Origin of the sequence: Acinetobacter sp. 8I-beige, from assembly GCF_902505955.1 — a bacterium.
GTDB classification, from domain to species: domain Bacteria; phylum Pseudomonadota; class Gammaproteobacteria; order Pseudomonadales; family Moraxellaceae; genus Acinetobacter; species Acinetobacter johnsonii.
In genome coordinates, this window is sequence record NZ_LR732790.1 from 1,305,708 (window position 1) to 1,318,746 (window position 13,039).

Consider the following 13,039-nt stretch of genomic DNA (forward strand, 5'->3'; position numbering starts at 1 on the left):
GACTATTTTGCCTCCCCATGCTTCAACTGATTAAGGGATTAAACTTTCGTTTCTTTTTTTGCATTCATCCAACGATATAACACTGGCAATAGCACCAAGGTCAATAACGTCGAAGAAATAATTCCACCAATCACCACGGTCGCCAGTGGACGTTGAACCTCTGCTCCTGTGCCTGTGGCAAGCGCCATCGGCACAAAACCTAAGGACGCCACACAAGCGGTCATTAAAACAGGCCTTAATCGCAAAATCGCTCCCTGCCAAACGGCTTCATGTAAGCGGTATTGCCCTCTTAACTCTTTAATGAAGGTCAGCATGACCAAACCATTTAAAACGGCAACGCCAGACAAGGCAATGAAACCAATGCCCGCCGACATGGATAAAGGAATGTCTCTTAACCACAAGAAAAGCACACCACCAGTTAGGGCAAATGGAACACCCGTGAACACCAGCAAGCTTTCTTTGATGTTATGGAAAACAGCCATCAGCAAAATAAAGATCGTCAGTAACGCCAGTGGAATCACAATCTGCATTCGAGCCTGTGCCGAGGCCAAATTTTCAAACTGACCACCATATTCAATCCAGTAGCCACTTGGAAGTGGGTATTGTTTAAGCTGACTTTGTACTTCTGTGACAAAAGAACCTAAATCGCGCCCTTCGACATTCGCCGTGACAATCACACGACGTTTGCCATTTTCACGGCTGACTTGGTTGATGCCATCCATCATTTTTACAGTGGCAATATCGGTGAGTAAAATACTGCCACCATTTGGAAGATGTATTGGCAGTTGCGCGATCCCACTGACACTACGGTCTTGTTCCCTCATTCGAATCACAAAGTCAAAACGGCGATCTCCCTGTAAAATTTCACCAACATTTTGCCCGCCAATGCTTGCTGCCACATAGTCTTGTACGGTTTTGACACTTAGGCCATATTGCGCTGCCAAGCTTTTATCAATTTCCACATTGAGCAAAGGTAAACCCGACGTTTGTTCAACTTTAACGGCGGTACTGCCTGAAACTTGCTGAATCAATTTACTGATTTTTTCAGCTTCCGCATTTAATACTTGCATGTCATCGCCAAAGATTTTGACACCGACATCACTACGCACACCCGATATTAACTCATTGAAACGCAGTTCAATTGGCTGAGAAAACTCACTGTTGTTACCGGGCAATGTTGCTAAATAGGCCTGCATACGGCTACGCAGTTCATCGAGTGTTTCTTTTGGATTTGGCCATGCATCACGGGGTTTCAGCATGACGTAACCATCTGAAATATTCGGTGGCATCACATCGGTCGCCACTTCAGCCGTGCCTGTTCGCGCAAAAATAGCATGTATTTCAGGGAATTTCTTCAGAAGTAGCTTTTCCGTATTTTCCTGAATACGAAGTGATTCTTCTAAGCCTGTGCTTGGAGAGCGCAGTTGCTGTACAGCAAAGTCACCTTCACTCAACTGTGGCGCAAACTCACTGCCGATACGCGTTGCAAGTATTCCTGTCAATATCAATAAGCACAGTGCAAAGGTTAAAACCACCGCTTTATACTGATAGGCACAGTCCAATACCCGCTGATAACGATCCTTTAGCCACAGCATCCAACGGCTTTCAGTTTCTTTGATGTCACCTTTTACAAAAAGTGCGACAGCCGCAGGTACAAAGCTGATTGATAAAATAATGGCTGCAACGAGTGCAAGTACAACAGTCAAAGCCATTGGGTGGAACATTTTTGCTTCTACACCAGTCAGTGCAAAAATCGGTAAGTACACCACCAAAATAATCAGCTGACCAAAAATGAGTGGACGGCGGGCTTGGCGCGCTGCAAAAAACACTTCTTTAAAACGTTCCGACTGAGTCAAGGGTCGTTTGAGTAACTGCTGCGCATGGGCTAAACGGCGAATACAGTTTTCAACAATCACCACTGCGCCATCGACAATAATACCGAAATCCAATGCACCCAAACTCATCAGGTTGGCACTGATATTCTGCTGTGCCATACCCGTTAAAGTAAACAGCATAGACAGTGGAATCACACAGGCTGTAATTAACGCCGCACGAATATTACCTAAGAATAAAAACAGGATCACAATCACCAAGATTGCGCCTTCAACCAAGTTCTTTTGCACTGTTTTAATGGCTTTTGCCACCAAAGTCGTGCGGTCATAAACGGTTTCTATTTTGACACCTTGCGGTAAACTGCTTTGCACCTCTTGAATTTTGGCATCTACAGCTTTAGACACCGTTCGGCTGTTTTCCCCCATCATCATCATAGCAATGCCGAGTACAGTTTCTTCTCCATTATAGGTTGCGCCTCCTGTTCGGAGGTCATGGTCAATTGAAACCTGCGCAATATCCCCCACACGAATGGGGTTTCCATTTGGGCTGGAAACCGTTGTATTTTCAATGTCTGCAAGACTGTTGAGTGTCCCTGGAACACGCACTGTAAGCTGCTGACCATTTTCCTCAATATAGCCGGCACCACGGTTTTCATTATTTTCCTGTAAAGCTGTTTGTAGCTGGCTTAAGGAAATATTCAACTGCTGCATACGGTTTAAATCGGGAGCAACCACATAGGTTTTATTAAACCCGCCAATACTGTTGACCTCGGCCACCCCCGCAACACGTTGAAGTTGTGGACGAACGATCCAATCTTGGATCTCCCGCAAGTCCATCGCGCTATAAGCGGTACCATCGGCTTTTTTGGCATTCGTTTCGGCTTTAATCACCCATTGATAAATTTCACCTAAACCTGTCGAAACTGGTGACATGGTCGGGGAAACATCGCTAGGTAAATCTGCTTTGACCTCTTGTACCCGCTGATTAATCTGTTGACGTGCCCAATAGATGTCTGTGCCATCCTCAAATACAATAGTGACTTGCGACAAACCATAACGTGAAATCGAACGAGTCAACTGTAAATCTGGAATACCCGCCATTGCAGTTTCAATCGGATAGGTAATCCGCTGCTCAACCTCCAGTGCGGTAAAACCATTGGCTTGTGTATTAATTTGTACTTGCGTATTGGTAATATCGGGCACTGCATCAATCGGCAGTTTTTGATAGCTATAAACTCCGACCGCAATCCATGTACAGACAAAGAGCATAACCCAAATTGCATTTTGAATAGAGAATTGAATAATTCGTTCAAACAAACCCTCAGGCTTGGGTAAATCATGATTAGTGTGCATGATCAGCCTCGCCTTTTTCTAGTTCAGACTTAAGCACAAAGCTACCTTGACTGACATAGCGTTGTCCTGCTGTTAGGCCTGAAATCACTTCCACCCATTGAGCGTCATTTGAAGCTTGCCCAAGTTGAACGGGCTGCGCTTTTAAATGCACTAGCCCTTTTTCCTCAGCGTCGACCACAAATACCGAAGTTTGACCTTCAATGTTTTGAATAGCACTTTTATGGACGCGAAGCGCTGTTTTTGAACTGGTATTGTCTAAAAAGATATTCACCAAAACATTTGGACGTAGTTCAGCCGCTTGGCTTTTTAATTTAGCACGTACCACCAAACGTCCTGTTTGCGCATCGGCTTGAGAAGTTAAGCTTTGGATGACGGCTTCATATTTTTGCTCAGAAGCATTCGGCTTAAATGTCAGACTCTGATTGGCTTGTAACTGGCCTGAGTATTGAGCAGGCAGATTAAACTCAAGCCATAACTCTTTAAATTGTTCAATCACAAAAAGTTGATCGGCCAATTGTACGTTTTCACCTACCACGATATCTTTTTGGCTAATCACACCTGAAATGGGGGCTTTAATGGCAAAACGACCATTTACCCCACCTGTTGCCCCTAGAGCGTTTAAACGGCTTTGCACGGACTGCACAGTAATCTGCGCTTGTCGGTAAGCATTTTCTGCCCGTTGGTAGTCTTGCTTGGCAGAAATGCCCTGTGACCATAACTGCTGTTCACGTTGATAATCTTGACGTGCCAAATCCAAACTGGCTTGAGCCATCCGCAAATTGGCTTGTTGATCGATCAGTTCGGGTACAGACAGTACAGCCAAAGTTTGTCCTTTTTGTACGTTTTGACCAAGCTCAACATTCACCTGTTCCACATGCCCACCAAAGTTTGGCGAAATATGTGCTTGCTGATCAGTATTAACCACAAGCTTTCCAGGCAGAACGGTAACTTGAGATACCACGCCTTGTTGAGCTGAAGCGATTTGAATGCCTTGCTCTGTCAGTTGCTGTGCCGTCAGTTGAATTTCACCTTCCTCGGCATGTCCTTTTTCTGCCTCGGGTTCATCCGCATGTTCAGATTCTTCATGTTCTGCATGCGCATGTTCATCAGTGGTTTTATCTTTTGAGCTAAACCAGATTCCTAAAGCGATGAGAAATGTAATGAGGAGCAAAAGCCCAATCATCAATGGCTGTGATATTTTTCCAAATTGGTTTTTTAGTTGCATATTATTGTGCTCCGCCAAGGATGAGGTCTTGTATTTGTGCGATCGAATTTTTATTGATTTGGCTATAAGCATCTGAACTACTGATCTGTTCGTAGCTAGTGCCGAGGCTGAGTGCTTCTGCGCTCAATGCAGTCTGCCAAGCTTGACGTAATAACTGTAACTGCCCAAGGCGTATGCTTTGCAGTTGTGAGTTAGCTTGTTGGATGTCGGTAATGGACAGCTTCCCCGCTTTAAAACCTTGCAACGTACGGACTTGAACTTGTTCTGCCAAAGTGATTTGTTGGCTCATCGAACTGAACTGTTTATTTAGTCCATTGAGCTCATGCATGGCATTGGCGATATCTAAAATCTGCTGTTTTAACTCACGCTGTTGCTGCTGATTCAACAGGCTTTGCTGACGCTGGGCCATCGGAATGCTGTATTGCTGACGGTTAAAAATATTCAGCGGAATATCCACGCCGACACCTAATGTGGTATCGCTACTTTCATTCGGTGCTTGGCTCCGTTTCATGCCGACATTTAAGGTCGGATTGGGACGTGCCTGCACTTTTAAACTTTCAATGTTTAAATTGGACTGTTGAATGTTCAGTGCATACAGCTTTTCCAACCAACCTTCAGCAATATAGCGCTGTACTGTGGCATCGCTTTGATCTGGCCATGGCATTGAGGTCGCATTGAGTTGAATATCGACTTTGGTTTCGCCCCAAAGGTTTGAGAGTTGACGCTGTGCGACTTGTTCTGCCAGTACCGCTTGTTGGTATAAGCGCTGCATATCCAAACTTTCGATTTGCGCACGTTCATAGTCAACCAAAGCAATACTGCCCGCCTGATAACGCTTTTTGGCACTGTCTAAATTGTTTTGACTCACTTTGAGTTGTGCTGCGTACAGCGATTTTTCAACTTGTGCCAAAGCCAACTGAGACCATGCAAATTTCACCACCAATTGACTTTGTGCTGTCCACAGTTGTTGCTGTAACTGTCCTTGTTGCTGCGCTGTTTCTGCGAGTTTTTGATTGAGCTTACGCTGTCCAAAAACATCTAAGGGCTGACTGATGGCAATACTGAGCTCACGATCAGTATTTGAACCAAAACCATCTTGATTGATATTTAAGCTAGGGTTTTGCCATAGACCACTGTTTTTGATGTTCAGCTCTGTAATCCTTTGTCGCTGTTGCCCAATGTCACTTTGGTTTTGATAGCGCTCTACTTTTGCTAAAGCTTCATCCAAAGTCTTGATCGGTTCGGCAAAACTCCATTGCATCGCAGCTGTTGTTATGCCTACAGCAAGGGCTTGGCGCATAAACGCCTTAAATTGATTTGACATACTTTTTCCCACTAATTTTTAGAAGAAGTGGTGGGAAATGTTTTAGGCTACCCCACCATTAGCGGGGAATGTTCAGGAGGAGGATGTTGCCCCAATAAATCAGGGGCTTGATAGGCATTGTGCCAAAAAAACTGCGGACGCTCACGAAGTTCAAGCGCGAGTGGCAGTTGATAGTTTTTTTCTTTCGGAATAATCAAATGTGCCATTGAGGGCAAATGATCTTGATGGTCTTCACCCAATTCAAACTGATCATTTGCCGTTTGAGTATGGTCATCAACACTGCTTTGCTGGTGTGCCTTATCATCAGACACACACAAGGTGGTTTGATGGTGGCCAAAATGAAAACTTTGTTGTGTCACGACTTGAGCTTTTTGTTCTTCATGGACGCAAAAAGCTGCCGCCACGTTCCAAAGACTTTGGAACATGAATAAAGCAACTAAGACGCTAATCCATGTGGTAGAACGCATAATGTCGTACTGAAATAAAGTGACGCTATTGTAAAGCCTAGACTAAGTCTAAGGTCAAGTCTTTTTAATGACTATGTTCATGTGGATGGCATTCATCCTCTTCAATCTGCAAAGTCACTTGCGTAATCCCATGCTCATGCCCCAATAACTCCACGGCTTGGTGGTATAAAGCTCTCTGATCTACATCAGGGGCAATCAAATGCGCTGTTAAATGCACATTTTTAGAAGTAATGGCCCAAACTTTAAGCTGATGAATTCCTTGTACACCATCTAAAGCCAGCAAGTCATTGCGTAAAGATTCGATATCAATTTCACTTGGCACACCTTCGAGCAAAATATTGATACTTTGTTTCAGTAGCACCCAAGTTCGAGGTAAGACCCAAAAGCCGATCAACACCGCAATAACGGTATCTACCCACATCCAACCTGTGAAATAAATCACCAATGCGCCAATGATTACACCCACAGAACCCAAGGCATCACTGAGCACCTCAAGATAAGCCCCTTTCACATTTAAGCTGTCTTGGCTGCTCGACACCAAAATCTTCATTGAAATCAGGTTAATGATTAGACCGAAAACAGCAACAACCAACATGCCCAAGCTTTGAATTTCGGGTGGCTGACTAAAACGCTGATAGGCTTCATATAAAATGTAAATGGCTACCACAAACAACATCATGGCATTAAACAAAGCTGCCAAGATTTCAAACCGTTGATAGCCAAAAGTACGTTTATCATCGGCAGGTTTTTGCCCAATTTTGATGGCTGCTAAAGCAATCGCTAAAGCAGCGGCATCGGTAAACATATGTGCTGCATCGGACAATAAAGCCAAACTTTGCGTGATAAATCCTGCAACCACTTCCACAATTAAGAAGGTAAACGTCAGAGCAAGTGCAATGGTTAATTTTTTGGCATTTTTTGCGGTCACTTCAACATGGCTGTGATCATGGTTATGAGAACCACTCATGTAGGACTCCTTATCATTTTATTTAACGGAATGCTTCAGCATTGAAATCGAAGCTTTTTTTAATTTAAAAATTACTCGATTTAGCATACTCGGTTAAAACAATAAAATCATCTTTCATGTGAATACGTCTTTATTTGCGGCGTTTTTTTCCTGTCAAAAAGTTCATGGCCTGTGTATAGCCTGTTGGTGTAATACGCTGTACCAGATCGATAATTTTGGCATCTGTTCCAATTAAGACACGGCGCTCATCTTTTTTCACAGCCTTTAAAATGGCCTGTGCTGCCACATCTGGCGGAGTTTTAAGCATTTTATTGAAAGAACGGCTAGCACGCTCAGGGTTCATACCTAATGCACGAATACTGTCACTCATTCGTGCACTATTGGCGATATTGGTACGTATACCACCCGGATGAACACAAGTTGCGCTAACGCCACAGTCTTGCAAATCTAACTCTTGACGCAGTGCTTCGGTAAAACCACGGACAGCAAACTTTGTCGCATTATAGACACTCTGAGTAGGTTGAGCAGTGAGCCCAAATAGACTTGAGATATTCACAATATGCCCAGATCCACTTTGTTTTAAGTAGGGTAAAAAAGCTTTGGTTCCATATACCACACCCCAAAAGTTGATGTTGAAAATCCACTCGGCATCTTCATAGCTTAAGCCTTCAACAGTACTCGCTAACGCGACCCCTGCATTATTAAAAACGAAATTGACCTGCCCAAAGTCTTGCTGACACTGCTTTGCCCAATCCTCTACTGCCTTACGGTCTGAAACATCCAGTTTTGTGAGCGTGACTGAAACAGGATAATCTTTGACGTGATTTAAGGTTTCAGCCAAACCTTGTTCATTGACATCACTGAGTGCCAAATGTGTACCTTGTTTAGCCAGTTGAATCGCCAACTGCTGCCCAATGCCTGAACCTGCGCCTGTGATCGCTGCCACTTTATTTTCAAAATTTTTCATAATACTCTCTAAATATAGTGTTCTAAATATCGTTTTGCACTTAAACGTCATGCTGAAGGTTCAAGTACTCTAGTCTACGCAGACAAGGTGCTATTTTAGTTAATGTACAAAAATTACAGCCATGAATGAAATGATCATTTCTAATGATTCAGTATGTATACAATTCATGAGTGGTATTTTAAATATAAGATTATTTTTATTTTTTTTGTATTTTTAAGTGATAGGACTCTAAAAACTAACGCAAGTTAATGATATCTGCATACTGTGTCCCCCACAGGTTTAAAATATAACAGTCATGAGCAATTCTGCTTCATCTGTTATATTTTTTTAATCTTGTTTTGTATCTGTTTCATCAGTCGTTTGCTTTACATAATGTACTCATCACCTCAGTTGAGTGCAGTAACCATGAAAGATCTAGACTCAAAAAAACCAGCAAAATATGCAGATAGTTCAATTTCAGATAAAGCATTTAAAAACATGATTATCTGGTTTGCGATTTACTGTGGGCTTTTTTGCATAGGTGTGATTTTCTTTGTCGGTGCAGATCAAAACTACCTTCTTCAGTAAAAATCTGAAGCTGGCTGCACTGATATCAACATCTAAATATTGGCCTCAGAATTGAATTCCACGAGAAGAACAGACTTTGGAGATTAAACCTAGACATGGGTTTAATCTCTATTTTTTTGAGTTGAAGGCTAGTAAAACGGCAGTTAAATTATATTTTGAATGGTTAATGTCATTACAAATGAATGACAGCAGCTGTGTAAAGATCAGACTTCAAGCCCAAATCACTAAAAATGCAGCGATCACTACCAATACAATACCGAGATGTTCAGCACGTGCCAGCTTTTCTTTAAAGAAGTAGGCTGAAATAAACATACTAAAAATAATCTCAACCTGCCCCAAGGTTTTTACAATGGGCACGGACTGCATACTCATGGCACTAAACCAACCCAGTGACGCCAAAAAACTACATAAGCTGACACGAAATGTAAGTCCAATACGCTGCCACATGGCCCATAATGTTGCACGGCGAAATATACCTAAATACATTAAAAGTAAAAAGCACTGTGTCCCAATCACCATTAAGAGCACCCAAGCTGCACGGTGAATAAACGGTAAATTATCTAGTTCTAAACTGGCCTCACGTACCAAGAGCGAAGTAATGGCAAAACATAAACCACTACCGATACCTATACATAAGGTTTGTACGGAAAAATCAGAAAAGTCCCGCCCTTTGGACATTAAAAATACTGCGAAGCCTCCGACAGCAACCCCGAACCAGCCTAAAAGGCTTAAATGATCGGATAAAAAGACTACAGCAATAATCGCAGCAAGTACTGCTTCACTTTTAGCAAGACCCACTCCAATTGCATAATTTTTTTGCTTAAAAAGTTGCACCATCAAGGCTGTTGCTGCAATTTGGCTCAATGCCGCAATAAGCACATAAATAGCAAAACGGAGATTGAAATGGACGGACTCTGTTATCGGTTGGAAATGGTAAAGGCAACTGATGTAAATCAGTGCTAAAGGTAAAGCAAAAATGAACCGCGCTAGAGTCACTCCATAAACATCTACAGTAGTACTGAGTTGCTTTTGAAAAGCGTTGCGCCAAGCCTGCATGAAAGCGGCCATAAGCGTAAAAAGAATCCATGTTATTGTCATCAAGTACTCTATATACAGTTACTTACCTCACATAATGTAACCCGTTGATGGCAACACATGTGCTTTATTTTCATGACTTATTCTTATGTGACAAATAACTTAAGTTCTGATGAAAATTCGACTATTGCATTACATGTGTAACATCTTCTCAAAACTGAGTATCGAGTACATTAAACAACAAAGCATAAAAAACCGAAGGGGTTATCCTTCGGCTTCTATGTGAAATTTCACTTCAAGTATTAGAAGTTATAAATCGCAACCAAGTTCACACGGTTATCTTCACCTTTCTTACTGCCATTTGCCGCAGGTGCAAACGCTTCACGCTCACCGTAGACATACTCTACCCCAAGGCTAACAGGCTGAACTGGGCTATAAAATAAATTACCCCATGCTTGCCATAAGTTTTTATTGATTTTGGTATCATCAGCTACAGCATCAAGGTAGTCCTGATTTTTATCAAAAGTCATATAACCATAAGCCAAAGTGCCACGTAATTTGTCATTAAACTTTTGTGTTAAACCGACAGTAATTGAGTCAAACTCACTTTGTTCAATACTTGTGCCTGTTGCAACTACGCCAGGGTTTGTAAAGGATACAAAGCTGCTATCACCTTTGACATGGTAGTAGTCGGCTTTTACAGAAGTTACTGGGGTGATGTCAAATTTGGCACCAACGCCTACGCCATACGCCCACTCTTCTTGATTTTGAATGCGTTTTTCATGCGCCATTGCACGTCCACTGACTGAAAGTGCATCATTGAACTTATGATTTAGTCGTCCTGTAAATGCTGGCATACGTTGGCTCATGCTGGCATCTTTCGGGTCTTCCACTGCCGCGACTAAGTTGGTATTTGGCGTGAATTTATGGGTATAACGTACTTGAGGTGTACGTTTAATTGAAGCACCCACATAAGCCAAAGCGTCAATCGTTTCAGGGATATAATCTGGAGTCGCAAAGTTTGACCACGTTTGACCAATTAGCCAGTTACCATAGTTTAAATACGCATGACGAATACGTAAATTATCAAGGTTTGCACCGCCTAAAAAGTCGACCTCAATTTTGGCATTTAAGTTCTGATCGGCGACTGGCGCTTTAAAGTCCAAACCTAATCGCGTTGCTGAAAGGGTTGATCTTAAACGATCGCTATTTTCAGCATTTCCTTCTAAAGGCACGCTATTGATTTGGTTATAGGGCATATCACGAGCACCACCTTCAGCCTGATACGATGCGTCCATTCGAACATTACCGTATAAGTTGAACTCTGCCCCACCTTTGGTCAAACCTAACCCCGTTTTTTCAACCGTTTTTGGCGTCGTCAACACTTGACGTTCAACAGCGCTCAATTGAACAGCTTGCTGCTGTTGTTGCTGCGTATTCTGTTGAAGTATTTGTTTTAACGCATTAATTTCATTTCTAAGTTGCTCAATCTCTGCCGTTGTATTGGTTTGTGCATGTAATGCTGCACTACTTAACATGGATAAAGTGACAACTAAAACGTTCTTCTGAAATTGTTTCATTTAACACGGGTCCTGTGTATTTAAGTCTGTCCTGACTTTTACTCTTTAATATTTAGCTCTCTTTTTCATCGCTGTTTTCTAACGCAATGCATTTCTTTTAATACTTTAAAATGAAACTTTTTATCGCATTAAAAATCGCGTTAAAAAACAACTTATAAAAAGCAAATTGATTTTAACAGTTCATACAGTTTTTGAAATGAGCCTACTACTAATGCACTAGACTCATGGGTTCAGTATTATTTAATTGGCTGTGGATTTAACTGCATCAAACACTTGTTTTGATTTGGTTTTTTCACCATCTACAGACACTTTCAAGTTGACCATAAACACTGCCAAAGCCGCAATTACACCAGGTATCGCAATCACGAGAAAATTCATTTGATGTGCCAACTCAAAAGTTAACAATGCACCTGTTAATACTGGTCCAACAATTGCGCCAATGCGTCCAATGCCTGAAGCCCAGCCCATACCTGTAGAGCGCACAGCAGTTGGATAGAACTGTGCGACAAAGGTATACAGTAGAATTTGTGAACCAATGGTTGCTGCGCCTGCAATTGCAATTAAACCGTACAGCACCATTTGCGGGCTATTGAAGCCAAGTAAAATCAGCGCAATAGCACCCACGGTGAACATTGTCGTCAAAACTGGTTTTAAGTGGAAACGGTCTGCGAGCGCACCACCGCCAATCGCTCCAACCATACCGCCAATATTTAAAGCAAATAAGAAAATCATACTTGCACCAAGCGAATAGCCTGCTTGAATCATCAGTTTTGGTAACCAGCTTCCAAGCGCATAGACCATGAGTAAGCACATAAAGAATGCCACCCAAAACATCATGGTGCTAAAGGTACGACCTTGTTGGAACAATGCTTTTAATGGAGCGTCATCACCAGCAACAGGTTCATTAAGCTTAAATGTCGTTTCAGGCTGAATAGCTTGCTCAGGTGCAATTTTTTGCACAATTTCACGGACTTTTTCAGTTTCGCCTTTTTTAGTAAGGAACATTAAAGACTCAGGTAAAAACTTCCAAAGAATCGGTAAAGCCAAAAATGGAATGATGGCGATATAGAACATGATTTTCCAACCATAGTCTGTTACCAACCATGCACCCAGTAAAGCTGACGTCATGCCACCAATCGCATAACCACTGAACATAACCGCCACGAGTGTGCTACGAATACGCTTCGGGGCATATTCAGTCATGAGTGCGACCACGTTTGGCATCACCCCACCAATGCCAAGGCCCGCAAGAAAACGTAAAATACCAAACTCGATAGGATTGCTTGCAAATGCGCCTAGAAAGGTGAAGCCACTAAAAATAGCCACACAAATCATAATGGTCTTTTTACGGCCCAATTTGTCAGATAACGTACCAAAGCTCATCGCTCCGAACATCATGCCAAACAATGCTGTACTCGCAAGTAAGCCTGCTTGTACTGCACTGAGTCCCCACTCTTGCATCAGAAGTGGCAGTGCCACGCCATAGATGACTAAATCATAACCGTCAAAAATAATAATCAGTAGACACCAAATGAGTACACTCCAATGAAAGGGCGTAAATTTGGCTTCATCGACCACCGTGTTGATGTTAACTGGATTTGTATTCACTTTAAGCCTCCTGCTTGCGAATGTTTGTTGCTGTGCACATTGCAGCAAAAGTAGCTTTCTTGTCCAAAACCGAATAACTCTATATTTATACCTTTAAGGTCGGTTAAGGTTTTT

General features: G+C 42.3%; 9 protein-coding genes. All 9 read right to left on the minus strand.

Annotated elements, in window-relative coordinates; genetic code table 11:
- Positions 1–38: 38 nt before the first annotated feature.
- Positions 39–3,185 carry an efflux RND transporter permease subunit gene (locus tag GVX98_RS06215; protein ID WP_159127544.1) on the minus strand — a complete coding sequence of 1,049 codons (3,147 nt, stop codon included), beginning with the start codon at positions 3,183–3,185 and terminating at the stop codon, positions 39–41.
- Positions 3,175–4,410, minus strand: a complete 1,236-nt coding sequence (locus GVX98_RS06220) for an efflux RND transporter periplasmic adaptor subunit (protein ID WP_159127545.1) — start codon at positions 4,408–4,410, stop codon at positions 3,175–3,177. The genes GVX98_RS06215 and GVX98_RS06220 overlap by 11 nt, the downstream gene beginning before the upstream one ends.
- A 1-nt stretch (position 4,411) precedes the next feature.
- Positions 4,412–5,734, minus strand: coding sequence for a TolC family protein (locus GVX98_RS06225; protein ID WP_159127546.1), 1,323 nt, complete (start codon positions 5,732–5,734; stop codon positions 4,412–4,414).
- A gap of 47 nt (positions 5,735–5,781) precedes the next feature.
- A complete protein-coding gene (locus GVX98_RS06230) occupies positions 5,782–6,201 on the minus strand; it encodes a cation efflux protein, CzcI-like (RefSeq protein WP_062034793.1) in 420 nt (139 codons plus the stop codon).
- 64 nt (positions 6,202–6,265) lie between these two features.
- Entirely contained in the window at positions 6,266–7,168 is a 903-nt protein-coding gene (locus GVX98_RS06235; RefSeq protein ID WP_159127547.1) for a cation diffusion facilitator family transporter, read from the minus strand.
- Positions 7,169–7,298: 130 nt separating this feature from the next.
- Positions 7,299–8,135, minus strand: coding sequence for an SDR family oxidoreductase (locus GVX98_RS06240; protein WP_159127548.1), 837 nt, complete (start codon positions 8,133–8,135; stop codon positions 7,299–7,301).
- 777 nt (positions 8,136–8,912) lie between these two features.
- Positions 8,913–9,800 (minus strand): DMT family transporter, encoded by an 888-nt coding sequence (locus GVX98_RS06245; RefSeq protein ID WP_159127549.1) that lies wholly within the window; start codon positions 9,798–9,800, stop codon positions 8,913–8,915.
- A 239-nt stretch (positions 9,801–10,039) separates the two neighbouring features.
- Positions 10,040–11,317 carry a DcaP family trimeric outer membrane transporter gene (locus tag GVX98_RS06250; protein WP_159127550.1) on the minus strand — a complete coding sequence of 426 codons (1,278 nt, stop codon included), beginning with the start codon at positions 11,315–11,317 and terminating at the stop codon, positions 10,040–10,042.
- A 240-nt stretch (positions 11,318–11,557) separates the two neighbouring features.
- On the minus strand, positions 11,558–12,925 hold the full coding sequence (locus GVX98_RS06255) for an MFS transporter (RefSeq protein ID WP_159127551.1): 1,368 nt from the start codon (positions 12,923–12,925) through the stop codon (positions 11,558–11,560).
- Positions 12,926–13,039: the final 114 nt, after the last annotated feature.